Raw genomic sequence first — 25,475 nt, 5'->3', positions numbered from 1 at the left:
GTGACACGCTCGGGACAGTGCGTCGTGACACTTTGTCCCGTATCCGTGACAGTCGTGACCTGACGGTCGGACAGGCGTTGCATTGCCCGGACGCGTGGAGGATGCTGTCCGAGGTTCGTGGCCGATTCATGACGGCGACGGACCTTCGGGGCTGCCTCCCCGTCCCCATTGCGGAGAACAACAAGAATGCGTGCCAACGATATGAGCCGCCACGCCCGCCAGGTCATGACCGTCGCCGAGGGCCGCGTCCGTGCCGGTGATCCCGGCGCCGATCCGTCGATCGCCCGTTCCTGGATGCGCTGCCTGGAGCAGTACCACCTGGACCCGGCGCAGACCATGGCGCCCACGGTGCTGGAACATGCCCGCATGCTGGAGCGCCGCGAGCGCCTGCAGCAGGTGCTGGAAATCGCCAGCGGCGAGATGAACAGCCTGCACCAGCAGCTTTCCGGCGCCGGCCATGCCGTCCTCCTCACCGATTCCCGTGGCGTCATCCTCAACTGCGTCAGCGAGGCCGCCGAGCGGCGTACCTTCGAACAGGCCGGCCTGTGGCTCGGCGCCGACTGGAGCGAGGCCAGCGAAGGCACCAACGGTATCGGCACCTGCCTGGTCGAGCGCCAGGCGCTGACCATCCACCAGGACGAGCACTTCCGCAGCCGCCACACCGGCCTGACCTGCTCGGCCAGCCCGGTATTCGATCCGCAGGGCGACCTGCTGGCGGTGCTCGATGTGTCCTCCGCCCGCCGCGAGGTCTCGCGACAAAGCCAGTTCCACACCATGGCGCTGGTCAACCTCTCGGCCAAGGCCATCGAGAGCTGCTACTTCCTGCGCCATTTCGAGGACCAGTGGCTGCTGCGCTTCCACCTGCAGCCGGACGGCCTCGGCCTGTTCAGCGAAGGCATGATCGCGTTCGACGGTGCCGGCCGCATCCAGGCGGCCAACCAGAGCGCCATCAACCTGCTCGGCAGCCATCGCGAGAGCCTGCTCGGGCGTTCGCTGGAGCAATTCTTCGACTGCCGGTTGGACGATCTCTTCAGCCGCGCCGATCCTCAACCCAATGCCAGTTGGCCGCTACGCACCCATTCCGGCCGCACGCTGTTCGCACTGCTGCGTGGCAAGCGCCCCATTGTCGCCGCGCCGGTACTGCCGCGTGCGCCGTTGGCGAAGGGTCTGTGCATTGACGATCCGCAACTTGCCCATGATTTCCGCCGTGCGCTGAAGGTCTACGCCCACGACGTGCCGCTGCTGCTGCAGGGCGAGACTGGCACCGGCAAGGAAGCCTTCGCCCGCGCCGTGCACCAGGGCGGCGAGCGCGCCAGCAAGACCTTCGTCGCGCTGAACTGCGCGGCGATTCCCGAATCCCTGATCGAAAGCGAACTGTTCGGCTATCGCGGTGGCAGCTTCACCGGCGCGCGCAAGGAAGGCATGCGCGGCAAGCTGCAACAGGCCGACGGCGGCACCCTGTTCCTCGACGAGATCGGCGACATGCCGCTGGCCCTGCAGACGCGCCTGCTGCGCGTGCTGGAAGAGCGCCAGGTGGTGCCCATCGGCGGCGAGCCGCAGGACGTGGATATCCGCCTGATCAGCGCCAGTCACCGTGACCTGGAGGCGCTGGTGGCCACCGGGCAATTCCGCGAAGACCTCTACTACCGCCTCAACGGCCTGGTCGTCGCGCTGCCGCCGCTGCGCGATCGCGAAGACCGTGGCGCGCTGCTCGATCACCTGTTGGCCGAGGAGAGCAAGGGGCGCAGCGTGCGGTTGGACGAGGATGTGCGCCGGCACCTGCTCGACTACCCCTGGCCGGGTAACGTGCGCCAGCTGCGCAACGTGTTGCGTACGCTCTGTGCGCTGTGCGAGGGCGGGCGCATCCAGATGGCTGACCTGCCGCCGGACTTGCGTCGTACGCCGGCTCCCGCTGCTGCCACGCCGGTTGTTGTGAGCGAGGAGAGTGGCGATGCGCTGGGCAATGCCGAGCGCCTGGCGCTGCTGGAGGTGCTGGAGGCGCATCACTGGCATGTCAGCCGGGTCGCGCAGCAGTTGGGCATCAGCCGCAATACGCTGTACCGAAAGCTGAACCGGCACGGGCTGAGCCGCAGGACCTGAACGGGACGGTCACCGTAGGAGCGGACTCTGTCCGCGATTGGCTTTGTGCCATGCGGTTCGCGAGCAAGCTCGCTCCTACAGGTTCGGCACACATGCTCTTCGTAGGATCGAGCTTGCTCGCGAACAGATGTCAGGCTTGAGGTGGATTCCCCCGGCTGACTTCGCCCCCTCACCGAAGGAGCGTAGGGCGTATAACGTTCGACGTTATACGCCGTTTGACCTTGATCGCAGGGTGCTCCGGGCTCAACCAGGCGCTGGCGGCAAACAACGGTGTATCGGCGTACAACCGCGAACGGTTGTACACCCTACGGTTCGTTCCCGTGACAACATTCCCCGCCCACCGGGAACCGCCTCCCCACCTCGTCGTCTGATGCCCCGGCGGCGGGCCGCGCGGGGGCGCGCTGTGCTACTCTGCCGCCCATTCGAAGCGCCTTCAAAGGCTTGATTGCAGGAGTCTGCATGCATATCCACATCCTCGGCATCTGCGGCACCTTCATGGGGTCGCTGGCCGTCCTGGCCAAGGAGCTTGGCCACCGCGTGACCGGTTCCGACGCCAACGTCTATCCGCCGATGAGTACCCAACTGCAAGCCCAGGGGATCGAGCTGATGCAGGGCTACGACCCCGCGCACCTGGAGCCGGCGCCGGACCTGGTAGTGGTCGGCAACGCGCTGTCGCGCGGCAACCCGGCGGTGGAATACGTGCTGAACAAGGGCCTGCCCTATGTCTCCGGCCCGCAGTGGCTGGCCGACCACGTGCTGCAGGGCCGCTGGGTCCTGGCCGCCGCCGGCACCCATGGCAAGACCACCACCAGCAGCATGATGGCCTGGGTGCTGGAACATGCCGGCATGAGTCCGGGCTTCCTGATCGGCGGCGTGCCGCAGAACTTCGGCGTCTCCGCGCGCCTGGGCGGCACCCCGTTCTTCGTGGTCGAGGCCGACGAGTACGACAGCGCCTTCTTCGACAAGCGCTCCAAGTTCGTCCACTACCACCCACGCACGGCGATCCTGAACAACCTGGAATTCGACCACGCGGACATCTTCCCTGACCTCGCCGCCATCGAGCGGCAGTTCCACCACCTGGTGCGGACCATCCCCGGCGAAGGCCTGATCATCCATCCCACTGCCGAAACCGCGCTCAAGCGCGTGATCGACATGGGCTGCTGGACCCCGGTGCAAACCACCGGCGAAGGCGGCCAGTGGCAGGCGCGCCTGCTCAGCGAGGACGGCTCGCGCTTCGAGGTGCTGTTCGACGGCCAGGTGCAGGGCACCGTGGACTGGGAACTGACCGGCCAGCACAACGTCGCCAACGCCCTGGCCTGCCTCGCCGCAGCTCGCCATGTCGGTGTGGTACCGGAGCTGGGCTGCGCCGCGCTGTCGGCCTTCAAGAGCGTCAAGCGGCGCATGGAGAAGGTCGCCGAGGTCAAGGGCGTCACGATCTATGACGACTTCGCCCACCACCCGACCGCCATCGCCACCACCCTCGACGGCCTGCGCAAGCGCGTCGGCGATGCGCCGGTGATCGCCGTGGTCGAGCCGCGCTCCAACTCCATGAAGCTTGGCGCACACCGCGACGGCCTGCCGGAGTCCGTGGTGCAGGCCGACAAGGTGTTCTGGTACGCGCCGCCGAACCTCGGCTGGGACCTGACCGCCACCGTGGCCAGCTCCACTGTGCCCACGCAGGTTTGCGATTCGCTGGAAGCCATCATCGCGGGCGTGAAGGCCATCGCCACGCCGGGCACCCAGGTGGTGATCATGAGCAACGGTGGCTTTGGCGGCCTGCACGGCAAGCTGGCCCAGGCGCTGGAGGGCTGAACATGGCCGGAGCCGAACGCGTCACCCTCGCCATGACCGGCGCCTCCGGCGCCCAGTACGGCCTGCGCCTGCTCGACTGCCTGGTGCAGGAAGACCGCGAGGTGCACTTCCTGATCTCCAAGGCTGCACAACTGGTCGTGGCCACCGAGACCGACGTGACCCTGCCCAGCAAGCCGCAGGCGATGCAGGCTTTCCTGAGCGAATACACCGGCGCCGCCCCTGGGCAGATTCGCGTATACGGCAAGGAAGACTGGATGGCCCCGGTAGCCTCCGGCTCCGGTGCGCCCAGCGCGATGGTGGTGGTGCCCTGCTCGACGGGGACGCTCTCGGCCATCGCCACCGGCGCCTGCAACAACCTGATCGAACGTGCCGCCGACGTGGCGCTGAAGGAGCGTCGCCAGCTGATCCTGGTGCCGCGCGAGGCGCCGTTCTCCAGCATCCACCTGGAGAACATGCTCAAGCTGTCCAACCTGGGCGCGGTGATCCTGCCCGCCGCGCCGGGCTTCTATCACCAGCCGCAGACGGTGGATGACCTGATCGACTTCGTCGTCGCGCGCATCCTCAATCAACTGGGCATCCCCCAGGACATGCTGCCGCGCTGGGGCGAACATCATCTTGTCAGTGACGAATAAGCTCCTCGCCGCCCTGTTGCTGCTGCAACTGGGCGGCTGCGCCACCGTGAAGACCCTCAATGCCAGCAAGCCAGGCGCGCCGCTGATCTATGCCGGCACCCGGTTGGACTGGTATTCGCTCAATGACGGCTGCTGCCCGATGGACCGCTTCGGCGCCGAGGCGCCGGCCTATCCGGGCTTCGACCTGCCGGGCAGCGCGTTCCTGGATACGCTGCTGCTGCCGTTCTCGATTGCCGCGGAGCTGGGCGTCGGCCTGCAGGTGCGTGGCGGGAACTGACGGCGGAAATCGCCGGACCGATACCTGTAGGAGCGAGCTTGCTCGCGAACGGTGTTTGCCGGCGGCTGCACAGGTAGGCGGTTCGCGAGCAAGCTCGCTCCTACGAAAAGCGTTCTGCGTTCGTGCGGAAGGCGATGGCGCAGTGCCCCGTAGGAGCGGACTCTGTCCGCGATGATCGACGGTGGATTACTTGCCCAGCCGGCGCAGTTCGTCCGACTCGACGACGCGGGTGCCCTTGCCGGTTTCCAGCGCCAGGCGCCAGAGCGCACGGGCCAGGGCGCAGGCTTCGATGCCGTGCAGCTTGCCCGGCAGGATGCGGGCGAAGGGGGCGGCGAGCAGTTCGGCCAGACGGACGTCTTCACGCTGGCCCAGCAGCAGCGAAGGGCGGGCGATGGTCAGCTGCGGCCAGCCTTGCTGGCGCAGGGCGTCTTCCAGTTCGCCCTTGATCCGGCTGTAGAAGATCGACGATTTGCTGTCGGCGCCCAGCGCGCTGATCACCACATAGTGCCGTGCGCCCAGCTCCAGGCCGCGTGCGCCGAGCGCCAGCGGCAGGTCGAAATCGATGGCGCGGAAGGCCTCTTCGGAGCCGGCTTCCTTGATGGTGGTGCCCAGGCAGCAGAACACGGTATCCACCGGTCCGGTCAGGTCCGGAATCAGTTCGGCCAGCGGGCCGATGGGGTTCTTCAGGCGCGGGTGTTCGGCCAGCTTCCGTCGGGTGGGAGCCAGCACGCGCTTGACGGTGGGCTCGTTGAGCATGCGGTCGAGCAGGTGTTCACCTGTAAGACCGGTCGCTCCGGCAAGCAGGATATTCGTCGGTGTTGAGTACATCTGTGTTTCTCCCTGACACACTGACAAGCTTAGTTGCCGGCCTATTGTTTTGCCTGTACGGCGACGCTCTTGGCATCCAGTGGCCCACGCCGCTGCTGCGCGCGCAGGGCCTTCCAATGGTTTAGAACCGCCGGCGGCGCCCAAAGTTGCGGTTCCGACGCTTCGAACTGTTCCTCCTTCTCGCGCCGGGCGACCGTGTCGCTGGCCATCGCGAAGGCTTCCTTGAGGTCGTCCGTCTGTTGGAAGGCCTTGGCGAACAGCGCGTCACCAAAGTAGGTGAAGTCGGCTTCTTCGGAGCAGCCGAAGGATACGCGGTCGGCGCGGGCTGCGGTCATGATCAGCGTCTTGTCATCCTTGAGCGCAGGGATGAAGCCGCCGCTGTAGCAGGCCGAGATCACCAGCACCTTGTAGCGGTCCTTCAAGGGCGCCAGCAGGGTGGCCAGTTCGCTGGCCGGCAAGTCGTTGAGCTTGAGGCCGGGCATGTCCAGCACCAGCTGGTGGTCGCTGGAGCCGTGGCTGGTCAGGTAGATGAAGATCAGGTCCTCCGGCCCGCTGCGCTCGGCCAGGGTGCGCAGGGTGCGGGTCAGGCTTTCGCGGGTGGCCATCGGCCGATCGGTGAGGTGGTCGCGGTGGTTCACCAGGGTCACTATGCCCTGGGCGCCGAATCGCTTGCTCAGCAGGTTGGCGACATAGTCGGCCTCGCGCAGGAAGACGCTCTGCTTGCCGTCGCCCCCCAGGCTCAGGCCGTAGAGCTCGATGGCCGGTGTGGACGGCGGAATGGTCGCCAGCGCCTTGTTCAGCAGCAGACCCTGTTCCAGCAGACCGATTTCCAGAGCATTGGGCAGCAATGTGCCGCGCTCGTCGCGGATACGCTGGCCGCCGCTCCAGCTGCCGCGCTGGACGCTGCCATCGCTGCGGGTGAGGGAGCCTTCGCCCGCGTATTCGCCACGGGCGAAGCCGCCGCGGTAGACCTGTCCGTCGGCCTGGCTGAGGGTGCCCTTGCCGTCGAAGCGCCACTGGCGGAACCCGCCCTGGTAGCGGCTGCCGTCACTGCCGAGGAACTCGCCTTCGCCATCCAGCGAACCTTCCTTGAAGGTGCCAAGCCAGACGTCGCCGGCGAGGTTCTCGAAGCGCCCCTTGCCGTCGAACTGGTCGTTGCGGAATTCGCCGCTGTAGTGGTCGCCGGCATCGTCGCGGAAGGTGCCCTTGCCGTTGAGCGTGCCGTTCTTGAACTGCCCGGTGTACTGGTTGCCGAGGCTGTCCACGCGTGCGCCTTCGCCGTTGGCTTCGCCGCTTGCGAACCAACCCTGGTGGCGGGTGCCGTCGGGCAGTTCGAGGGTGCCGGCGCCGTCGTAGCGGCCCTTGCGGAAGCCGCCGCTGTAGCGGGTCTTGCCCTGTGTCAGGCGGCCTTCGCCGTCGAACTCGCCCTTCCTGAACTGGCCCTCGTAGTCGCTGCCGTCGGCAAATTGCAGGTGCCCCCGGCCATCGAACAGACCCTCGCGGAAGCCGCCGACGTAGGTCGAGCCGTCACCGCCGTGCCATTTGCCCAGGCCGCTTTGCAGGCCCTTGTCGAACTCGCCGTCGTACCAGGCGCCGTTGGGGTAATCCAGGCGGCCTTTTCCCTGTAACTGGCCGTTCACCAGATCGCCACGATAGCGCGCGCCATCGGGCAGGCGGCCGTCGGGCGGCGTCAGGGGTTCGCCTTCGCCGCAGGCAGCAAGGAGCAGGGCGAGGCCGAGGGGCAGGAGGTGGCGAGGCATGGGAGGTCTCGAATTGCGGTGGGGCGCGGTTTCAGTGTGGACGTAAAAAAGCCCGCGGGCGCGGGCTTTTTTCAGTGGCTCTCGATCAGGTCCACTGGGTGAGCTTGTTGCCTTCCTTGTCCTTGAAGGCACCGACGATGATCATGATGAAATCGACCAGCGTCCAGATGCCCAGGCCGCCCAGGGTGAGGATCTGCAGGATGCCGGTGCCGATCTTGCCCACATAGAAACGGTGGGCGCCGAAGGTGCCGAGGAAGAAGCAGAGCAGGAAGGCGGGGAGAATGCGTTTTTCGGTCATGGGACTGTCCTTGTGAGTTGCCGGAGGCCGCGCGAACCTGCGGCCTCCGACAGTCTAATCCATAACCGTCAGGGAATGTTTCAGACGAAGCACAGGCTCAGGGATTCGGCGATGTAGGCGGGCTTGGCCTGGCCGTCGATCTCCAGGGTGCAGCGGGCCTTGATCAGCCATTGGCCGGGGTTCTTCTCGGTGATGTCGCTGATGGTCACTTGCAGGCGTACGCGGGAGTTGACCGGCACGGGCTGGATGAATCGAACGCTGTCGAGGCCGTAGTTGACCACCATCTTGGGGTTCTCCGGCATCACCAGCAGCCCTTCGCAGAGCTTGGGGATCAGCGACAGGGAGAGGAAACCATGGGCGATGGTGCCGCCGAACGGCGTCTTCTTCGCTTTTTCCGGGTCGACGTGGATGAACTGGTGGTCCTCGGTGCATTCGGCGAACTGGTTGATGCGCTCCTGATCGATGGTGATCCATTGCGAGTGGCCCAGGTCCTTGCCGATGTAGTCCTTCAGTGCGCTTACAGGTACGAATGCCATGTTTCCTCCGGGGAATGCGTTTTTTCTTCTCTTGGTGCGTCCAGCAGGTCGTAAAGCAGCCCGTAGATCAGCATGGGCACCGGGGATGGTCAAGCACACTTGGCGATTCATGCTTTGGGCGAATGCCGTGCCATAGCGCCGCCCGGCTGGGCATAATGGCGCTTCCTTGCGCTGGAGATGTCCCCATGCTGTTACGCGGCCTGACCTGGCTGGTGCTGTTCCAACTGCTCGGCACGGGTCTGAATGCTCTCATCCTGCACATGATTCCCGGCCCCATCATTGGGCTGGTGCTGCTGTTCGCCTTCCTGGTGTGGAACGGCGAGGTGAGCAAGCCGGTGAACGAGGCGGCCTCCTCGCTGCTGCGCTACCTGCCGCTGCTGCTGGTGCCGGCAGCGGTCGGAGTGATGGCCTATGCGAAGCAGATTGCCGCGGACTTCTGGGCCATGGCAGGGGCGCTTGCTCTGTCGCTCCTGGTGTCCTTCGTGTTCGCCGGCTGGCTGATGCAGAAGCTCATCGACCGCCAGCGCAAGCAGAAGGAGAGCGCCTGATGTTCGACTGGCACGGCGCGGTTTCCTCCGTCATTCATCATCCGCTGTTCTGCGTCGGCGTTACCCTGGGTGCCTACCAGCTGGCGCTGGCTGCCTACGAGCGTACGCGCTGGGTGTTCCTGCAGCCGGTGCTGGTGTCGATGCTGATCGTGATCGGCGTGCTGCTGGCCTGCGGTATCGACTATGCCGAATACAGCACCAGCGCCAAAGTGCTGACCATCCTCCTTGGCCCCGCCACCGTGGCGCTGGCGGTGCCGCTGTTCCTCAACCTCAAGCGCATTCGCCAGTTGTTCTGGCCGACCCTGATCACTCTGGTGGTGGCCGGCCTGTTCGCCACTGGGCTGGGCATCGGTCTGGGCTGGTTGTTCGGCGTCGACCACGAGCTGTTGATGAGCCTGGCGCCCAAGTCGGTGACCTCGCCGATTGCCATGCTGGTGGCCAGCCAGATCGGCGGCGTGGCGGCACTGGCAGCGGTGTTCGTGCTGATCACCGGCGTGCTCGGCGCCATCCTCGGCCCGGAACTGCTGCGCCGCGTGGGCGTCCATCACCCGGCTGCGCAGGGCATGGCGCTGGGCATGACCGCCCACGCCGTGGGTACCTCCCGCGCCCTGCAGGAAGGTGAGGAGTGCGGCGCCTTCGCCGCCCTGGCGATGAGCCTGATGGGCGTCGCCACCGCAGTGCTGCTACCGTTGGCGGTAGCGCTGATCGCCTGACGAGAGATTGGAGTGTCCATGAGTTTCCCGCTGTTCCCGCTCAACACCGTGCTGTTTCCCGGCTGCCGCCTTGACCTGCAGATATTCGAGGCGCGCTACCTGGACATGATCGGCCGCTGCATGAAGCAGAACGGCGGGTTCGGCGTGGTGGCCATCGTCGAGGGCGAGGAAGTCGGCGATGCGCCGGAGCGCTACAGCCTGGTGGGCTGCGAGGCGCTGATCCGTGATTGGCAGCAGCGCCCGAACGGTTTGCTGGGGATTCGTGTCGAAGGCGGACGGCGCTTCCGCGTGCTCTCCGCCAACGTGCAGCCGGACCAGCTGACCGTGGCCGAGGTGGAGTGGCTGGACGAACAGCCCGACCAGCCTCTGACCAAGGAACATGAAGACCTCGCCGCGCTGCTGGAGGCGCTGTCCATGCACCCGATGGTCTCCGCGCTGGAGATGGGCGGGGAGGTCAACGGCCAGCAGGAACTGGCCTGCCAGCTCGCCTACCTGCTGCCCTTCGAGCGCGACCAGAAGCAGGTGCTACTGGAGATGGACGACCCTACCGTGCGCCTGGCGCGCATCCAGGTGCTGCTGGAGCAGTTGCAGGGCGATTTCGTCGCCTGACGTCTTTTGTAGGAGCGAGCTTGCTCGCGAACCCGCCCAGCTCCGTCACCGCCGGTTCACTCTGTTCGCGAGCAAGCTCGCTCCTACAGGTGGACGCCGGGCGTGGATGTGCGTAGGAGCGGACTCCGTCCGCGATCATCCCCGCCGCCGTGCGAAAGCATCGCGGATGAATCCGCTCCTACGAGAGCAAAAGCGGTTCGTGAGCAAGCTCGCTCCTACAGGTGGATGCCGGGCGTGGATGTGCGTAGGAGCGGACTCCGTCCGCGATCGGCCTCGGCACCGCGCAAGAGCATCGCGGATGAATCCGCTCCTACGTGACCTGGAACGACAAGGCCCGCGAATGCGGACCTTGTGCTTTTACGGGCAGGGCGAGCGCTTAGAACGAATCGCCCGGCACCCGTACCCAGCCTTCCATGAGGATGCGCGAGCTGCGGCTCATGATGGCCTTGGTCACGGTCCATTCGCCGTTCACCTGCTTGGCCTCCGCGCCCACGCGCAGGGTGCCGGAGGGGTGGCCGAAGCGCACGGCGCTGCGTTCGCCACCGCCGGCGGCGAGGTTCACCAGGGTGCCGGGGATGGCCGCGGCGGTGCCGATGGCCACGGCGGCGGTGCCCATCATGGCGTGGTGCAGCTTGCCCATGGACAGTGCGCGGACCAGCAGGTCGACATCGCCGGCCTTAACCTGCTTGCCGCTGGAGGTGACGTAGTCCTTCGCCGGCGCGACGAAGGCGATCTTCGGCGTGTGCTGGCGGGTGGCGGCTTCTTCCGGGGTCTTGATCAGGCCCATGCGCAGGGCGCCGGCGATGCGGAATTTCTCGAAGCGCGCCAGTTGCTCGGGGTCGCCATTGATCGCTTCGCGCAGCTCGGTGCCTTTGTAGCCGATGTCTTCGGCATTGACGAAGATGGTCGGGATGCCGGCGGTGATCATGGTCGCCTTGAAGGTGCCGATGCCGGGGACTTCCAGGTCGTCCACCAGGTTGCCGGTGGGGAACATGGCGCCGCCGTCTTCACCGTCGTCGGACGGGTCGAGGAACTCCAGCACGATCTCGGCGGCGGGGAAGGTCACACCGTCCAGTTCGAAGTCGCCGGTTTCCTGCACCTGGCCGTTGGTGATCGGCACGTGGGCGATGATGGTCTTCTGGATGTTGGCCTGCCAGATGCGCACCACGCAGGTGCCGTTGTCCGGGATGCGCGACGGATCGACCAGGCCGGCGTGGATGGCGAAGGAACCGGCGGCAGTGGAGAGGTTGCCGCAGTTTCCGCTCCAGTCGACGAAGGCCTTGTCGATGGAAATCTGCCCGTAGAGGTAGTCGACGTCGTGGTCCGGCTGGGTGCTTTTCGACAGGATCACGCACTTGCTGGTGCTGGAGGTCGCGCCGCCCATGCCGTCGATGTGCGCGCTGTACGGATCGGGGCTGCCGATCACGCGCATGAACAGCTTGTCGCGGGCTTCGCCCGGCACCTGGCAGCGCTCGGGCAGGTCCTGCAGGCGGAAGAACACGCCCTTGCTGGTGCCGCCGCGGATGTAGGTGGCGGGGATCTTCACTTGGGGTACGTGGGGCATGGGACTCGGTCCTGTCTGCTTTTCGTAGGAGCGAGCTTGCTCGCGAACCAACCCTCGCTGCGGGGCTGTTCGCGAGCAAGCTCGCTCCTACAGGATTGGTGCCGACCCGTCGCTCGGACGGGCCGGCTGTTACATCACGCCACGGACGACTCGAGGAAGTCCTTGGCGAAGCGCTGCAGCACGCCGCCGGCGTTGTACACCTTCACTTCGGCGGCGGTGTCCAGGCGGCAGGTGACCGGGACTTCGACGACCTCACCGTTCTTGCGATGGATGACCAGGGTCAGGTCGCAGTGCGGCGAGACATCGCCCTTGATGTCGTAGGTCTCGGTGCCGTCCAGGCCCAGGGTCAGACGGGTGGTGCCCGGCTTGAACTCCACCGGCAGCACGCCCATGCCCACCAGGTTGGTGCGGTGGATGCGTTCGAAGCCTTCGGCCACGATTACTTCCACGCCCGCCAGGCGAACGCCCTTGGCCGCCCAGTCGCGGGACGAGCCCTGGCCGTAGTCGGCGCCGGCCACGATGATCAGGTTCTGCTTGCGGTTCATGTAGGTTTCGATGGCTTCCCACATGCGCATCACCTTGCCTTCCGGCTCGACGCGGGCCAGCGAACCCTTCTTCACTTCACCGTTGACCACGGCCATTTCGTTGACCAGCTGCGGGTTGGCGAAGGTGGCGCGCTGGGCGGTCAGGTGGTCGCCGCGGTGGGTGGCGTAGGAGTTGAAGTCCTCCTCCGGCAGGCCCATTTTCGCCAGGTATTCACCGGCGGCCGAGTCCGCCAGGATGGCGTTGGACGGCGACAGGTGGTCGGTGGTGATGTTGTCCGGCAGGATCGCCAGCGGACGCATGCCCTTGAGCGTGCGCTCGCCGGCCAGCGCGCCTTCCCAGTAAGGCGGGCGGCGGATGTAGGTGGACATCGGGCGCCAGTCGTACAGCGGGCTTTCCGCTTCCTGCACGCTGCCCAGGTCGAACATCGGGATGTAGACCTGCTTGAACTGCTCGGGCTTGACGCTGGAAGCGACGATGGCGTCGATCTCTTCGTCGGACGGCCAGAGGTCCTTCAGGGTGACCGGGTTGCCGTTCTTGTCGGTGCCCAGCGGGTCCTGCTCGATGTCGAAGCGCACGGTGCCGGCGATGGCGTAGGCGACCACCAGCGGCGGCGAGGCGAGGAAGGCCTGCTTGGCGTAGGGGTGGATACGGCCGTCGAAGTTGCGGTTGCCCGAGAGCACGGCGGTGGCGTACAGGTCGCGGTCGATGATCTCTTTCTGGATCACCGGGTCCAGCGCGCCGGACATGCCGTTACAGGTGGTGCAGGCATAGGCGACGATGCCGAAGCCGAGCTTCTCCAGCTCCGGCAGCAGGCCGGCTTCTTCCAGGTACAGCTTGGCGACTTTCGAACCCGGCGCGAAGGAGGTCTTCACCCACGGCTTGCGAACCATGCCCAGCGCGTTGGCCTTCTTCGCCACCAGGCCGGCGGCGATGACGTTGCGTGGGTTGGAGGTGTTGGTGCAACTGGTGATGGCGGCGATGATCACCGCGCCGTCGGGCATCAGGCCCTGGGCTTCTTCACCCTTGCCGGCTTGCAGCTTGGCTTCGTCGGCGATGCCGCGCTCGGCCAGCGCCGAGGTCGGCAGGCGGCGGTGCGGGTTGGACGGGCCGGCCATGTTGCGCACGACGCTGCCCAGGTCGAACTCCAGCACGCGCTCGTACTCGGCGGTCTCCAGCGCGGTGCTCCACAGGCCGAGGGTCTTCGCGTAGTTCTCCACCAGCGCCACCTGCTCGGGCTCGCGGCCGGTGAGCTTGAGGTAGTCGATGGTCTGGCCGTCGATGTAGAACATCGAGGCGGTGGCGCCGTATTCCGGGCACATGTTGGAGATGGTCGAGCGGTCGCCGATGGACAGGCTGTCAGCACCCTCGCCGAAGAACTCGACGTAGGCGCCGACCACGCGCTCCTTGCGCAGGAACTCGGTGATCGCCAGGACGATGTCGGTGGCGGTGATGCCCGGCTTGCGCTTGCCGGTGAGCTTGACGCCGACGATGTCGGGCAGGCGCATCATCGACGGGTGGCCCAGCATCACGGTCTCGGCTTCGAGGCCGCCGACGCCGATGGCGATCACGCCCAGGGCATCTACGTGCGGGGTGTGCGAGTCGGTGCCGACGCAGGTGTCGGGGAAGGCCACGCCGCCGCGCGCCTGGATCACCGGGCTCATTTTCTCCAGGTTGATCTGGTGCATGATGCCGTTGCCGGCCGGGATCACATCGACGTTCTTGAACGCGGTCTTGGTCCAGTCGATGAAGTGGAAGCGATCCTCGTTGCGGCGATCCTCGATGGCGCGGTTCTTCTCGAACGCATCCGGGTCGAAGCCGGCGGCTTCCACGGCCAGCGAGTGGTCGACGATCAGCTGGGTCGGCACCACCGGGTTGACCTTGGACGGGTCGCCGCCTTTCTCGGCGATGGCGTCACGCAGGCCGGCGAGGTCGACCAGCGCGGTCTGGCCGAGGATGTCGTGGCAGACCACGCGCGCCGGGTACCAGGGGAAGTCCAGGTCGCGCTTGCGGTAGACCAGTTGCTCCAGGGAGGCGGTCAGGTCTTCCGGTTCGCAGCGGCGCACCAGCTGTTCGGCCAGCACGCGGGAGGTGTAGGGCAGTTTGTCCCAGGCGCCGGCCTGGATCGCATCGACCGCCTCGCGGGCGTCGAAATAATCCAGCGCAGTGCCGGGCAGGCGTTTGCGGAATTGAGTGTTCATCATTTGCGGTCCTTGAGCGGCACGAACTTCAGATCTTCCGGGCCAACGTAGTTGGCGCTCGGGCGGATGATCTTGCCGTCGATGCGCTGCTCGATGACGTGGGCGGACCAGCCGGCGGTACGGGCGATCACGAACAGCGGGGTGAACATGGCGGTGGGCACGCCCATCATGTGGTAGCTGACGGCGCTGAACCAGTCGAGGTTGGGGAACATCTTCTTGATTTCCCACATCACGCTTTCCAGGCGCTCGGCGATGTCATACATCTTGGTGTTGGACTGCTCGTTCGACAGCTGGTGAGCGACTTCCTTGATCACCTTGTTGCGCGGGTCGGACACGGTGTAGACCGGGTGGCCGAAGCCGATCACGACTTCCTTGCGCTCGACGCGGGCACGGATGTCGGCCTCGGCTTCGTCCGGGTTGTCGTAGCGCTTCTGGATCTCGAAGGCCACCTCGTTGGCGCCGCCGTGTTTCGGGCCGCGCAGCGCGCCGATGGCGCCGGCGATGCAGGAGTACATGTCCGAGCCGGTGCCGGCGATCACGCGGGAGGTGAAGGTAGAGGCGTTGAACTCGTGCTCGGCGTACAGGTTCAGCGAGGTGTGCATGGCGCGCACCCAGGACTCGCGCGGCTTCTGGCCGTGCAGCAGGTGCAGGAAGTGGCCGCCGATGGACTCATCGTCGGTCTCGACTTCGATGCGCTTGCCGTTGTGGCTGAAGTGGTACCAGTAGAGCAGGGCGGAACCCAGGGAGGCCATCAGCTTGTCGGCGATGTCGCGGGCGCCCGGATGGTTGTGGTCGTCCTTCTCCGGCGACAGGCAGCCGAGCACGGACACGGCGGTGCGCATCACGTCCATCGGGTGGGCCGAGGGCGGCAGGGTTTCCAGGGCGGCTTTCACGCCGGCCGGCAGGCCGCGCAGGGCCTTCAGCTTGGCCTTGTAGCCGGCCAGTTCGGCGGCGTTGGGCAGCTTGCCGTGGACCAGCAGGTGGGCGATTTCCTCGAAGTCGCAGCGGTTGGCGAAATCCAGGACGTCATAGCCACGGTAGTGCAGGTCGTTGCCGGTGCGGCCGACGGTGCACAGGGCGGTGTTGCCTGCGGCGGTGCCACTCAGGGCCACGGACTTCTTGGGTTTGAAGGCGGTGGTGGTTTCTGCGGTAGCGCTCATCGCGTGTCTCCTCATCAAATCCGGTTGCTTGTTCTTGTTCCCCGGCAGGGGGCGGGGTCTCGGTTCGAATCTGGTTGGCGGATAACGCCTGTGGCGTTATGCGCCCTACGTTCGCTTGCTTCGTCATCCCCGCGAACGCGGGGCCCCAGAAACAAAGGCGAATCCGGCACGGGGCCCGATTCGCCGGTTCATCTCACTTCTTGCCAGCGGCGAACAGCGCGTCGAGCTTCTGCTCGAAGGCGTGGTAGCCGATGCGGTCGTACAGCTCGGCACGGGTCTGCATCAGCTCGATCACGTTCTGCTGGTGGCCTTCCTGGCGAATCGCGGTGTACACGGCTTCGGCGGCCTTGTTGGCGGCGCGGAAGGCCGACAGCGGATACAGCTGGATGGCCACGCCGACCGAGGCCAGCTCGTCGCGGGTGAACAGCGGGGTGGCGCCGAACTCGGTGATGTTGGCCAGGATCGGCACATTCAGCGCATCGACGAAGCGCTTGTAGGTCGGCAGGTCGTAGGCGGCTTCGGCGAAGATCGCATCGGCGCCGGCCTCGACGTAGCGCAGGCAGCGTTCGATGGCGGCGTCCACGCCTTCGGCCTGGATGGCGTCGGTGCGGGCGATCAGGAAGAAGTTCGGGTCGGTCTTGGCGTCGGCGGCGGCTTTCACGCGGTCAGCCATCTCCTCGACGGAGACGATTTCCTTGCCCGGACGGTGGCCGCAGCGCTTGGCGCCGACCTGGTCCTCGATGTGGGCGGCGGCGGCGCCGGCCTTGATCAGGCTCTTCACGGTGCGCTCGATGTTGAAGGCGCTGGGGCCGAAGCCGGTGTCGATGTCCACCAGCAGCGGCAGGTCGCAGACGTCGGTGATGCGGCGCACGTCGGTGAGCACGTCGTCCAGGGTGTTGATGCCCAGGTCCGGCAGGCCGAGGGAACCCGCCGCCACGCCGCCACCGGAGAGGTAGATGGCCTTGAAGCCGGCGCGCTTGGCCAGCAGGGCGTGGTTGGCGTTGATCGCGCCGATCACCTGCAGCGGCTTTTCTTCGGCAAGGGCGTCACGGAAACGTTGGCCGGCGGTCTTGTAGCTCATTGTTCACCTCGTTCGTTGGCTGTCTTGGCTTGGGCGTCCAGGTAGTGACGCTCCACATTGCGTTTCGAGGCGCCGATGTGACGGCGCATCAGCAACTCGGCCAGTTCGCCGTCACGATCGGCGATGGCATCGAGAATCCGGTGGTGCTCGGCGAAGGCCTGGCGTGGCCGGTTGGGCGTCGCCGAGAACTGCAGGCGGTACATGCGCACCAGCTGGTACAGCTCGCCGCAGAGCATGCGGGTGAGGGTGCGGTTGCCGCTGCCCTGGATGATCCGGTAGTGGAAGTCGTAGTCGCCTTCCTGCTGGTAGTAGCCACGGCCGGCCTGGAAGGCCTCGTCGCGCTCGTGGGTGTCGAGCACCCGGCGCAGCTCGTCGATCTCGGCCTGGCTCATGCGCTCGGCGGCCAGGCGGCAAGCCATGCCTTCGAGGGATTCGCGGATCTCGTAGAGCTCCAGCAGCTCCTCGTGGCTCAGCGACACCACCCGCGCGCCGACGTGCGGCACGCGCACCAGCAGCTTCTGGCCTTCCAGGCGGTGGATCGCCTCGCGCAGCGGACCGCGGCTGATGCCGTAGGTGCGCGCCAGTTCCGGCTCGGAAATCTTGCTGCCGGGGGCGATCTCGCCCTTGACGATGGCCGACTGGATCTTGCGGAACACGTGTTCCGAGAGGGTCTCGCTGTCGTCGGAAACGGGGCTTGGCAGAGTCAGGCTATCGTTCATGGTGTCGACAATCTTCTTGATGTGCGGCGAAAGCTACCCCTCGAAAGCCTCTGGGTCAATCAAGATTTGATGAAGTGTCGACAATCGTCTAACAACCCCTTGGGTTTATGCCCAAGGGGATTGGTCAGTCGGCGCTGTCGCCCGCGAAGTTGGCGGATATCCCCTCGTCAGGCGCTGAGCCGGCGCCGCTGAAGGCCGCTAGGATCAGGGGAAAAGCGGAGATCGCGCGCATGCAACTCTACGACCGTTATGTCCTGCCCCGGCTGATCGATTTCGCCTGCGGCCTGGGCGATGTGATGAAGCAGCGCTCGCTGCTGGTGCCGCGCGCCCACGGCCGGGTGCTGGAGATCGGCATGGGCACCGGGCTGAACCTGTCGTTCTACGATCCGGCGAAAGTGTCGACAATCGTCGGGGTCGACCCGGCGGCGCAGATGCAGACGCTCGCCCGCGAGCGCGTGGCGCGCATCGGCATTCCGGTGGAGATGGTGGCGCTGGAGCTGGGCGAGATCCGCGCCGACTCCGGCAGCTTCGACAGCATCGTCTGCACCTTCACCCTGTGCAGCATTCCCGATGCGGTGGCGGCGCTGAAGGAAATGCGTCGGGTGCTCAAACCCGGCGGTGAGTTCCTCTTCTGCGAACACGGCCTGGCGCCGGACGCCAGCGTGCGCGCCTGGCAGCACCGGCTGACCCCGGTATGGAAGCCGCTGGCCGGCGGCTGTCACCTCGATCGCGACATGCCGGCGCTGATCCAGGACGGCGGCTTCATGCTGCGCGAGCTGGTCCAGGACTACCTGCCGGGGCCGCGGCCGATGACCTACGTCTATCGCGGCGTGGCCGACTGAGCGGGCTCTCAGGCGGCGCGGTGCAGCGGGGTGACGCTGAGGATGTGCGAGCTGGCGAGGAACAGGTCCTGTACGGCGCCGCTGGGCGCTTCGCCGTTCTGGCAGTCGTCCAGGCGCACCATGGCGGGCGCATGGCCTTCGTGCAGGGCGAGGAAATGCTCGCGGCTGATGCGGCCGTGGAGAATGCGTTGCGGGCGGTAGGGAGACCAGGTCTCCACTTCGACCCAGAGGCTGTCGGGATCGGTGTGCATGGCGGATGGTCCGGTGGGGAAAATGGGGTGCCTACTCTAGACATCCGCCCTGTGCAAAATTCATCAGAGACATCTGGTTAATTTGTAGGAAATTATTTTTATCCCACGAGCTCGTCCGACGGCGACGCGGAACAGGTTGCCGCCCAATCCTTGGCGGAAGCCTCGAACGGCATCGACGTGGAGTGCGGAGCGCCTGAGAGCGAGGACAAACGGCGTATAGCGTCGGAGGGGATCGCCAGACGCCCTTACAGGGGCTGGACCAGGAACAACTGTCTTCTTGGAAGCCCGTGCCAGCGCATGCCCTCACCCCAACCCTCTCCCGGAGGGAGAGGGGGCAGATTGTGCTGGCTCACGCTGTGGTTTCATCCTGCACCGAACGGTTCCCTCTCCCGCTTGAGGAGCGGGGCGCGCAGTCGGGGTCAGGGTGAGGGGGCTCGATCTCGTAGGAGCAACTGTCTTTTGGGCTCCCGCGTTCGCGGGAGTGATGGGGGTGATTCACGCGCCTCAGCGTCATCTCCGCGAACGCGGGGATCCAAAAAACAATGTAGGAGCGGACTCTGTCCGCGATGCTTTTGATTTCGGTGTTCCGCGCCGCTTCAGCGTGCGCTGGGACTTCTTGTTTCGCCCCCTCGGGCGACCTCCTTTGGCAAACGCCCCAAAGGAGGCAAAGGTCTTGCCCCGGACATCCGGTTTTTCGCTTGGGGCGAAAAATTCCCTCGCTGAAGCGAAGTTTCAGGGGCCCGCTGCGAAGGGCCGTCCCTGGCCCATCGCAGCTCTCGCGACATCCATGTCGCTCAACCCCTGAAACTGCGCTTCAACGAGGCCTCCTGAACGGGGCAGTCGGAGTGCGCGGGCGTTTCTCTGGAAGTCTTCAGAGCCAGAGCCAGAGCCAGAGCCGGGGGAGGGGCTTTTCGTAGGAGCGGACCTTGTCCGCGAAGTCCCACCGCCATCCCCGCGTTGCAGGATGAATGCCGCAGCACAGGGGCGGGCGCGAGACGGTGGTGTTCACCTGTCGGCGCGGATTCCGCCGCGATGGATTTCGCGGACAAGGTCCGCTCCTACAATTCAGCGCCGGCGCAACAGGCGCGGGCGATGCCCGCGATTCGCGCCCATGGGGCGCACCTGCGGAGTCAGAGCTGGATATCGTCGCGGATCAGCACACAGGTGCAGCCGTCGTTGTCTTCGCTCCAGTCGTGCAGGAAGTACATCTGGATCTTGCCGCCGTCCATCACCGCCAGGAAATCGCCGATCTCCGGCACGAAGAAGCCCGGCGTGCCCGGCTCGGCCTCGGATTCGAGGCGTGCATTGAAGAACAGCGCAGGGTCGGCGTCGTCGAAGAAGTCTTCGCGCTCGGCGGCATCCCACTCGACGGGGGCTTCGAAGGGGCCGAGGAAGAGCACCTTGGCGCTGCCCATGTCCAGCTCTTCGGCGTCCGGGTCGTTGTCGTCCGGGCGGTAGACGTCGGCGTCCAGTGCATCGGCGCTGGCGAGGATGGCGCGGCGTGCGGCCATGCGCTGCTGCGGGTCGACGCCGGCATCGGCGCAGAGCTGGTTCCAGAGGGTTTCGGCTTGGGTGGACATGGGGGCTCCCGCTCGTGCGGCCGGTTCAAAGGGCGATAGTGTCCGGGACCGGGCGGTGCAGATCAATGGGAATGCATCGTGTAGGAGCGGGCCACGCCCGCGAACGCGTAACAGGCCGGCCTGCGGCCGGATCGCGGGCATGGCCCGCTCCTACAGGTCAAAGGCCGTACTTCTTCACCTTGTCGAACAGCGTGGTCTTGGCCATGCCCAACGCGTGCGCCGCCTGGCTGAGGTTGCCGGCGTGGCGTTCCAGGGCGGTGGACAGCAGGCTCTTCTCGAAGGCCTCCACGGCCTCGGCGAAGCGTGGCTCGCCGGCATCCGGGCCGAGGTTGCCGCCGGCCAGCACCGGCAGGCCGAGGGCGAAGCGTTCGGCGACGTTGCGCAGCTCGCGTACGTTGCCCGGCCAGTCATGGGCCATCAGGGTGGCGGCGGTGGCGTTGTCGATGGCCGGTGCCGGACGGTCGAAGCGCAGCGAGGACTGCTGCAGGAAGTGCTCGAAGAGCATCAGGATGTCTTCGCGGCGTTCGCGCAGCGGCGGCAGGTTCAGGGTGATGACGTTGAGGCGGTAGTAGAGGTCGCTGCGGAAGCTGCCGTCGCGGCCCATGGCGGCGAGGTCGGATTTGGTCGCGGCGATCACCCTGCAGTCCACGCGGATCAGTTCGTTGGAGCCCAGGCGTTCCAGTTGCTGTTCCTGCAGCACGCGTAGCAGCTTGATCTGCAGGTTCAGCGGCATGCTCTCGATCTCGTCGAGGAACAGGCTGCCGCCGTCGGCGTGCTCGATCTTGCCGATCCGGCGCTTGCCGGCGCCGGTGAAGGCGTGGGCCTCGTGGCCGAAGATTTCGCTGTCGATCAGGCTTTCCGGCAGCCCGCCGCAGTTAAGCGCGACGAAGGGCTTGGGCTGGCGCCGGCTGTAGTCGTGCAGGCAGCGGGCGACCAGTTCCTTGCCGGTGCCGGTCTCACCTTCGATGAGCACGTTGGCGGAGGTGTCGGCGACGTTGGCGATCAGCTCGCGCAGTGCCTGCATGGCCGGCGAGCGGCCGATCAGCCGGCTCTCCAGGGCCTGCTTGCCGGCGAGCTGGCGGCGCAGCTGGCTGACTTCACGGGTCAGCGCGCGCTGGGCGAGTGCGCGGCGCGCGGTGTCCACCAGCTTCTCGGGGGAGAAGGGCTTCTCCATGAAGTCGTAGGCGCCGTCGCGCATGGCCTTCACCGCCATGGCGATGTCGCCATGGCCGGTGATCAGCACCACCGGCAGGCTGGGGTCCAGCGCCCTGAGCCGCTCCAGCAGTTGCAGGCCACCCATGCCGGGCATGCGGATGTCGCTGACGACAATGCCGGGGAAGTCGGCGCCGATCTTCTTCAGCGCTTCCTCGGCGCTGCCCACGCCGTCGCAGTCGATGTCTTCCAGGGCCAGCGCCTGCTGGCAGCCGAGCAGTACGTGCGGGTCGTCCTCGACGATCAATACGCGCAGGGATTCTTCGCTCATGCAGGGTTCTCCAGGGCAGGCAGCAGCGGCAGGTAGAGCTCGAAGGCGGTGCCGCCGGCCTCCGGGTAGGCCACGCCCAGGCTACCGCCGGCGGCGGTGGCGAGGCTGGCCGAAAGGGTCAGGCCCAGGCCCAGGCCGAGTTCGCCGGGCTTGGTGGTGAAAAAGGGTTCGAACAGGTGCGCGCGGGCGTCCTGGGGGATGCCGGGGCCGTTGTCGCGCACGATCAGGCGATAGCGGTCGCCGCCCTCGGCGCGGCCTTCGAGCCAGAGCTGGCGGTCGTCCTGTGGGCTCATGGCGTCCAGGGCGTTGGCGATCAGGTTGACCAGGATCTGCTCCAGGCGGGTCTGGTCGATGGCCAGGCGGGCGTCGGGGAAGTCGCGGTGCAGGCTCACCGGCACCTCCTTGAGACGCACCTGCAGGACCATCATCGCGGCGTCCACTGCCTTGCCCAGGCTGGCCTGGCCGTGGTCGTCGGCGCGCCGGGCGAAGGCGCGCAGGCTGGCGGTGATGCGGCCCATGCGGTCGACCATCTCGTTGATGGCTTCCAGGTTGCTGCTGGCGACGTCCAGCTTGCCGCGGGCGAGGAAGCGCACGGTGTTGCCCGAGAGGGTGCGCAGCGCCGCCAGCGGCTGGTTGAGTTCGTGGGCGATGCTGGTGGACATCTGTCCGATCACCGCCAGCTTGCCGGCCTGCACCAGTCGGTCCTGGGCCTTGCGCAGGGTGTCTTCGGCCTGGCGGCGTTCGCGAATCTGTTCGCGCAGGTGCTGGTTGCTGGCGCGCAGGTCACTGGTGCGCTCGGCGATGCGCCGCTCCAGGGCATTGTTGGCCTGCTCCAGCGCCTCGCGGGCGGCGAGGCGGGTGGCGATGACCTTGCGCCGCTCGTTCGAGGCGATCAGCAGGAAGGCCAGCAGGGCGAAGCCCAGGGCGGCGAGCATGCCGTGGATCATGGCTTCGCGACGCACGTCGTGCAGCGGGCTGAGCAGGGTGAAGTTCCACGAGGTGTCGTTGAGACGGCGGGTCTGCATCAGGTAGCTGACCGGGTTGTGGCCGTCGGCTTCGGGCGACTGCGGCGGGAAGCTGATTTCCTCCACGCCGTCGCCCAGCGAGCGCCGTGCCAGCGGCTGCCATTCGTTGAGCGCCCACCAGTAGTACTGCAGGCTGCGCGCCATGCGTTCCTTGTCGTCGGCGCTGAGCGGGCGCACGGCCTTCAGGCGCAAGGCGGGATCGCTGGAGAGGATGATGATGCCGTTCTCGTCGCTGACGAAAGCTTGCAGGCGGGCTTTCTGCCAACGCTCTTCGAGCGCTTCCATCTTCACCTTGACCACCGCCACGCCGATGATCTGGTCGCCGCTGACCAGACCGTGGGCCAGGTAATAGCCGGGCTCGCCGGTGGTGCTGTCCATGCCGTAGAAGCGTCCCGGCCGGCCCGCCATGGCGTCCTGGAAGTAGGCGCGGAACGACTGGTCCTCGCCCTGGTAGCTGTCCACGTTCTGCCAGTTGCTGGTGGCCAGCACCCGTCCGGAGGTGTCCAGCAGGTAAATGGCGCGGCTGCCGGCGCGGCGGTTCAGGCCTTCGAGGTAGGCGTTGACCAGGTTGCGGTTGTAGGGCGTGGGGTCGAGCAGCAGGCGGGTGACGTTCTTTTCCAGCTCCAGCACGCTGGGCAGGTAGGAGTAGCGGCTCATCTCGCTCTCCACGCCACGGGCGTGCAGTTCCAGCTGGCGTTCGCCGCTGCCGATCAGGGCGCGGGTGCCGGCGCCGTCGCTGATCAGATAGCCGCCGTAGCCGAAGCCCAGGGTGAGCAGGAGCAGCAGGAGAGGCAAGAGGAGGTTGCGCAGCAGGCGTGGTTTCACGGTGAGCGGCGGTGGCAATGGGCTGGGAGGGCATTGCATCACAGTCGTCCGGGCCGAGCCAGCCCAGCGCCGGGGTGCGGCGATGGACTGGCTCGGATACCACATGCTGCGCGTTCCGGAGGTTAGGGTTTGACGACCAGGCCGATGCCGCGGCCGCGCGGATCGGAGGCGGTTTCCAGGGCCTTGCCGTCGACACGGATGGCCTGGATGTCACCCATGTTCCAGCCCTGGTCTTCCAGCTTGTAACCCATGGCCTTCAGCTCGTCGGCGACCTTGCCGGTGAGCGGGGCGTAGGCGTCGTAGTAGATGGTGTCTTTCGGCAGCAGTTGGTGATGCACGCGCTGCGCGGCAACGGCCTTCTCCAGGGGCAGGTGGTAGTCGTAGACGTTGTTCAGCACCTGGAAGATCGAGGTGAAGATCCGCGAGCCGCCGGGGGTGCCCAGCACCAGGCTGACCTTGCCGTCGCGGGTGACGATGCTTGGGCTCATGGAGGAGAGCATGCGCTTGCCCGGTTCGATGGCGTTGGCATCGCTGCCGACCACGCCGAAGGCGTTGGCCACGCCCGGCTTGGCGCTGAAGTCATCCATCTCGTCGTTGAGCAGGAAGCCGGCGCCCTTGACCACCACGCCGCTGCCGAAGTCCCAGTTCAGGGTGTAGGTGTTGCTGACGGCGTTGCCGTCCTTGTCGACGATGGAGAAGTGCGTGGTCTGGTGCGGTTCCAGGCCCGGACGGACCTTTTCGGTGGGCGAGATGGCGTTCGGGTTGACCTCGGTGGCGCGCTTGGTGATGTACGCCGGGTCGGTCAGCTGGGCCACCGGCACCTTGGAGAAGTCCGGGTCGCCCAGGTAGTCGGCGCGGTCGGCGAACACGCGCTTCTCGATTTCCGCGAGCAGGTGGATGTACTTGGCGGAGTTCAGTTCCACGCCCTTGAAGTCGGCGGCGCGTTGTTCCTTGATGCCGATCAGCTGGGCCAGGGCGATGCCGCCGGAGCTCGGCAGCGGCGCGGTGTACAGGGTGTTGCCCTGCCAGTCGATGCGCATCGGCTCGCGCCACTTGGCTTCGTAGCCGGAGAGGTCTTCCTGGGTGATCAGGCCGCCGTCGTGCTTCATCTGGGCGACCAGCAGCTTGGCGGTCTCGCCCTTGTAGAAGTCGTCCGGGCCCTTGTCGGCGATGCGTTCCAGGGTCTTGGCCAGTTCCGGCTGCTTGAAGGTCTGGCCCGGCTTCATGGTGCCGAAGTAGTCACCGAAGTTGGTCTTGCCGTTGAACAGCGCGATGGCGTCCTGGCGGTACTGGTACTGCTGGTCGGCGACCTTGAAGCCAGTCTTGGCGTAGCCGATGGCCGGGGTCAGCAGCTCGCTCCACTTCAGCTTGCCGAAGCGCTTGTGGGCTTCCCACAGGCCCATCACGGTACCCGGCACGCCGGCGGCCTTGGTGCCCACCAGGCTGAGGTTCTCGATCACCTCGCCCTTGTCGTTCAGGTACATGGTCTTGGTCGCGGCCTTGGGCGCGATCTCGCGGTAGTCGAGGAAGTACGGCTTGCCGTCGATGTACAGGGTCATGAAGCCGCCGCCGCCGATGTTGCCGGCTTCGGGGTAGGTGACCGCGAGGGTGAAGGCGGTGGCGACCGCGGCGTCGACGGCGTTGCCGCCCTTCTTCAGGATCTCGGCGGCGACCTTGGCGCCGTACTGGTCCGGCGCGGCTACCGCGCCGCCGTCGAGGGTGGCGGCGAAGACCGAGGAACTGGCGGCGAGGATCGCGACGCCCAGGGGGAGTTTCGTGAAGTCGAACAAGCGCATGGACCTTCCTTATTTATTGTTGTGTTTCAGGTGAGGTTGGGGCGCCCCGGCGTGCCAGGGCGCACCGGGGGGGAGGGTCTGATGTCGTCTCGCCACGAGCCGCGTTGCCGCGACAAATCACGCCAGGCTAGGCGCGGGACGCAGGCAATGGTCATTCCCTTGGCAAGTCCTGCAACGACGCATGGCGTGATTTGCCGCGCAACCCGAAGGGACGGGCCGCATTTTGCGCAGTGCTGCGTTACTCGTCGTTCATTTGGAATGACCAAACCACTCTCCTCGCGCCTTGCCCTGC

The 25,475-nt window shown here is 66.4% G+C and carries 21 protein-coding genes and 1 pseudogene; 8 read left to right on the top strand and 14 right to left on the bottom strand.

Annotation, left to right across the window (positions count from 1 at the left end; genetic code table 11):
- The first annotated feature begins 186 nt into the window (after positions 1–186).
- From J5M67_RS06660 to J5M67_RS06645, 4 genes are all read left to right on the top strand, one after another.
- Positions 187–2,100, top strand: a complete 1,914-nt coding sequence (locus tag J5M67_RS06660) for a sigma-54-dependent Fis family transcriptional regulator (RefSeq protein WP_207884533.1) — start codon at positions 187–189, stop codon at positions 2,098–2,100.
- Positions 2,101–2,559: 459 nt separating this feature from the next.
- Entirely contained in the window at positions 2,560–3,912 is a 1,353-nt protein-coding gene (gene mpl, locus J5M67_RS06655; protein ID WP_207884532.1) for a UDP-N-acetylmuramate:L-alanyl-gamma-D-glutamyl-meso-diaminopimelate ligase, read from the top strand.
- Positions 3,913–3,914: 2 nt separating this feature from the next.
- Positions 3,915–4,544 (top strand): flavin prenyltransferase UbiX, encoded by a 630-nt coding sequence (gene ubiX / locus J5M67_RS06650; RefSeq protein ID WP_081517259.1) that lies wholly within the window; start codon positions 3,915–3,917, stop codon positions 4,542–4,544.
- Entirely contained in the window at positions 4,528–4,821 is a 294-nt protein-coding gene (locus tag J5M67_RS06645) for a YceK/YidQ family lipoprotein (RefSeq protein ID WP_207884531.1), read from the top strand. The genes ubiX and J5M67_RS06645 overlap by 17 nt, the downstream gene beginning before the upstream one ends.
- A 186-nt stretch (positions 4,822–5,007) precedes the next feature.
- Here J5M67_RS06645 and J5M67_RS06640 read toward each other — a convergent pair whose 3' ends face one another.
- The 4 genes and pseudogenes from J5M67_RS06640 to J5M67_RS06625 form a co-directional block, all read right to left on the bottom strand.
- The gene (locus tag J5M67_RS06640; RefSeq protein ID WP_207884530.1) at positions 5,008–5,649 is read right to left on the bottom strand and encodes an oxidoreductase; all 642 of its coding nucleotides are present in this window, start codon (positions 5,647–5,649) and stop codon (positions 5,008–5,010) included.
- A gap of 41 nt (positions 5,650–5,690) precedes the next feature.
- The gene (locus J5M67_RS06635) at positions 5,691–7,409 is read right to left on the bottom strand and encodes a C13 family peptidase (RefSeq protein ID WP_207884529.1); all 1,719 of its coding nucleotides are present in this window, start codon (positions 7,407–7,409) and stop codon (positions 5,691–5,693) included.
- A gap of 139 nt (positions 7,410–7,548) precedes the next feature.
- Positions 7,549–7,707, bottom strand: a pseudogene (locus J5M67_RS29550) (TM2 domain-containing protein); the annotation flags it as partial.
- Positions 7,708–7,787: 80 nt separating this feature from the next.
- Positions 7,788–8,243: a MaoC family dehydratase gene (locus tag J5M67_RS06625; RefSeq protein ID WP_207884528.1), complete on the bottom strand. Its 456-nt coding sequence runs from the start codon at positions 8,241–8,243 to the stop codon at positions 7,788–7,790.
- 185 nt (positions 8,244–8,428) lie between these two features.
- Between J5M67_RS06625 and J5M67_RS06620 the strand changes: the two genes are divergently transcribed.
- From J5M67_RS06620 to J5M67_RS06610, 3 genes are read left to right on the top strand one after another with little or no spacing between them, the layout of a single operon-like run.
- Positions 8,429–8,791 carry a CidA/LrgA family protein gene (locus tag J5M67_RS06620; RefSeq protein WP_207884527.1) on the top strand — a complete coding sequence of 121 codons (363 nt, stop codon included), beginning with the start codon at positions 8,429–8,431 and terminating at the stop codon, positions 8,789–8,791.
- Positions 8,791–9,504, top strand: a complete 714-nt coding sequence (locus J5M67_RS06615) for an LrgB family protein (protein WP_207884526.1) — start codon at positions 8,791–8,793, stop codon at positions 9,502–9,504. The genes J5M67_RS06620 and J5M67_RS06615 overlap by 1 nt, the downstream gene beginning before the upstream one ends.
- Positions 9,505–9,522: 18 nt before the next feature.
- Complete coding sequence (locus J5M67_RS06610) at positions 9,523–10,113, top strand: LON peptidase substrate-binding domain-containing protein (RefSeq protein ID WP_207884525.1); 591 nt, start codon at positions 9,523–9,525, stop codon at positions 10,111–10,113.
- Between the two features lie 376 nt (positions 10,114–10,489).
- On the opposite strand, the gene prpF is transcribed toward J5M67_RS06610, so the two are convergent.
- The 5 genes from prpF to J5M67_RS06585 form a co-directional block, all read right to left on the bottom strand.
- On the bottom strand, positions 10,490–11,677 hold the full coding sequence (prpF, locus tag J5M67_RS06605) for a 2-methylaconitate cis-trans isomerase PrpF (RefSeq protein ID WP_207884524.1): 1,188 nt from the start codon (positions 11,675–11,677) through the stop codon (positions 10,490–10,492).
- 134 nt (positions 11,678–11,811) lie between these two features.
- The gene (gene acnD / locus J5M67_RS06600) at positions 11,812–14,421 is read right to left on the bottom strand and encodes a Fe/S-dependent 2-methylisocitrate dehydratase AcnD (RefSeq protein ID WP_207884523.1); all 2,610 of its coding nucleotides are present in this window, start codon (positions 14,419–14,421) and stop codon (positions 11,812–11,814) included.
- Positions 14,421–15,581: a 2-methylcitrate synthase gene (gene prpC, locus J5M67_RS06595; RefSeq protein WP_207884522.1), complete on the bottom strand. Its 1,161-nt coding sequence runs from the start codon at positions 15,579–15,581 to the stop codon at positions 14,421–14,423. Before prpC ends, acnD begins: the two co-directional genes overlap by 1 nt.
- 193 nt (positions 15,582–15,774) lie before the next feature.
- On the bottom strand, positions 15,775–16,662 hold the full coding sequence (prpB, locus tag J5M67_RS06590) for a methylisocitrate lyase (protein WP_207884521.1): 888 nt from the start codon (positions 16,660–16,662) through the stop codon (positions 15,775–15,777).
- Positions 16,659–17,381, bottom strand: coding sequence for a GntR family transcriptional regulator (locus tag J5M67_RS06585; protein WP_207884520.1), 723 nt, complete (start codon positions 17,379–17,381; stop codon positions 16,659–16,661). Before J5M67_RS06585 ends, prpB begins: the two co-directional genes overlap by 4 nt.
- Before the next feature lie 230 nt (positions 17,382–17,611).
- Between J5M67_RS06585 and J5M67_RS06580 the strand changes: the two genes are divergently transcribed.
- On the top strand, positions 17,612–18,223 hold the full coding sequence (locus tag J5M67_RS06580) for a class I SAM-dependent methyltransferase (protein WP_207884519.1): 612 nt from the start codon (positions 17,612–17,614) through the stop codon (positions 18,221–18,223).
- 8 nt (positions 18,224–18,231) lie between these two features.
- Here J5M67_RS06580 and J5M67_RS06575 read toward each other — a convergent pair whose 3' ends face one another.
- From J5M67_RS06575 to ggt, 5 genes are all read right to left on the bottom strand, one after another.
- On the bottom strand, positions 18,232–18,474 hold the full coding sequence (locus J5M67_RS06575; protein ID WP_207884518.1) for a hypothetical protein: 243 nt from the start codon (positions 18,472–18,474) through the stop codon (positions 18,232–18,234).
- Positions 18,475–19,604: 1,130 nt separating this feature from the next.
- Positions 19,605–20,054 (bottom strand): hypothetical protein, encoded by a 450-nt coding sequence (locus J5M67_RS06570; protein WP_207884517.1) that lies wholly within the window; start codon positions 20,052–20,054, stop codon positions 19,605–19,607.
- 157 nt (positions 20,055–20,211) lie between these two features.
- Positions 20,212–21,537, bottom strand: coding sequence for a sigma-54 dependent transcriptional regulator (locus J5M67_RS06565; protein WP_207884516.1), 1,326 nt, complete (start codon positions 21,535–21,537; stop codon positions 20,212–20,214).
- Positions 21,534–23,426, bottom strand: a complete 1,893-nt coding sequence (locus J5M67_RS06560) for an ATP-binding protein (RefSeq protein WP_207884515.1) — start codon at positions 23,424–23,426, stop codon at positions 21,534–21,536. Before J5M67_RS06560 ends, J5M67_RS06565 begins: the two co-directional genes overlap by 4 nt.
- Before the next feature lie 83 nt (positions 23,427–23,509).
- Entirely contained in the window at positions 23,510–25,183 is a 1,674-nt protein-coding gene (gene ggt, locus J5M67_RS06555) for a gamma-glutamyltransferase (RefSeq protein WP_207884514.1), read from the bottom strand.
- Between the last annotated feature and the right edge of the window lie 292 nt (positions 25,184–25,475).

This window comes from Pseudomonas sp. 30_B (genome assembly GCF_017491605.1).
Classification (GTDB): domain Bacteria; phylum Pseudomonadota; class Gammaproteobacteria; order Pseudomonadales; family Pseudomonadaceae; genus Pseudomonas.
This window is presented reverse-complemented; position numbering and strand designations above follow the sequence as displayed.

Excerpts from the sequence above, each read along its gene's own strand:
- ggt (WP_207884514.1), bottom strand. The coding sequence starts at position 25,183 with ATGCGCTTGTTCGACTTCACGAAACTCCCCCTGGGCGTCGCGATCCTC.
- prpB (WP_207884521.1), bottom strand. The coding sequence starts at position 16,662 with ATGAGCTACAAGACCGCCGGCCAACGTTTCCGTGACGCCCTTGCCGAA.
- J5M67_RS06635 (WP_207884529.1), bottom strand. The coding sequence starts at position 7,409 with ATGCCTCGCCACCTCCTGCCCCTCGGCCTCGCCCTGCTCCTTGCTGCC.
- J5M67_RS06565 (WP_207884516.1), bottom strand. The coding sequence starts at position 21,537 with ATGAGCGAAGAATCCCTGCGCGTATTGATCGTCGAGGACGACCCGCAC.
- mpl (WP_207884532.1), top strand. The coding sequence starts at position 2,560 with ATGCATATCCACATCCTCGGCATCTGCGGCACCTTCATGGGGTCGCTG.
- prpF (WP_207884524.1), bottom strand. The coding sequence starts at position 11,677 with ATGCCCCACGTACCCCAAGTGAAGATCCCCGCCACCTACATCCGCGGC.
- J5M67_RS06660 (WP_207884533.1), top strand. The coding sequence starts at position 187 with ATGCGTGCCAACGATATGAGCCGCCACGCCCGCCAGGTCATGACCGTC.
- J5M67_RS06585 (WP_207884520.1), bottom strand. The coding sequence starts at position 17,381 with ATGAACGATAGCCTGACTCTGCCAAGCCCCGTTTCCGACGACAGCGAG.
- J5M67_RS06640 (WP_207884530.1), bottom strand. The coding sequence starts at position 5,649 with ATGTACTCAACACCGACGAATATCCTGCTTGCCGGAGCGACCGGTCTT.
- J5M67_RS06610 (WP_207884525.1), top strand. The coding sequence starts at position 9,523 with ATGAGTTTCCCGCTGTTCCCGCTCAACACCGTGCTGTTTCCCGGCTGC.
- acnD (WP_207884523.1), bottom strand. The coding sequence starts at position 14,421 with ATGAACACTCAATTCCGCAAACGCCTGCCCGGCACTGCGCTGGATTAT.
- ubiX (WP_081517259.1), top strand. The coding sequence starts at position 3,915 with ATGGCCGGAGCCGAACGCGTCACCCTCGCCATGACCGGCGCCTCCGGC.
- J5M67_RS06625 (WP_207884528.1), bottom strand. The coding sequence starts at position 8,243 with ATGGCATTCGTACCTGTAAGCGCACTGAAGGACTACATCGGCAAGGAC.
- J5M67_RS06560 (WP_207884515.1), bottom strand. The coding sequence starts at position 23,426 with ATGCAATGCCCTCCCAGCCCATTGCCACCGCCGCTCACCGTGAAACCA.
- prpC (WP_207884522.1), bottom strand. The coding sequence starts at position 15,581 with ATGAGCGCTACCGCAGAAACCACCACCGCCTTCAAACCCAAGAAGTCC.
- J5M67_RS06575 (WP_207884518.1), bottom strand. The coding sequence starts at position 18,474 with ATGCACACCGATCCCGACAGCCTCTGGGTCGAAGTGGAGACCTGGTCT.
- J5M67_RS06570 (WP_207884517.1), bottom strand. The coding sequence starts at position 20,054 with ATGTCCACCCAAGCCGAAACCCTCTGGAACCAGCTCTGCGCCGATGCC.
- J5M67_RS06615 (WP_207884526.1), top strand. The coding sequence starts at position 8,791 with ATGTTCGACTGGCACGGCGCGGTTTCCTCCGTCATTCATCATCCGCTG.
- J5M67_RS06580 (WP_207884519.1), top strand. The coding sequence starts at position 17,612 with ATGCAACTCTACGACCGTTATGTCCTGCCCCGGCTGATCGATTTCGCC.
- J5M67_RS06620 (WP_207884527.1), top strand. The coding sequence starts at position 8,429 with ATGCTGTTACGCGGCCTGACCTGGCTGGTGCTGTTCCAACTGCTCGGC.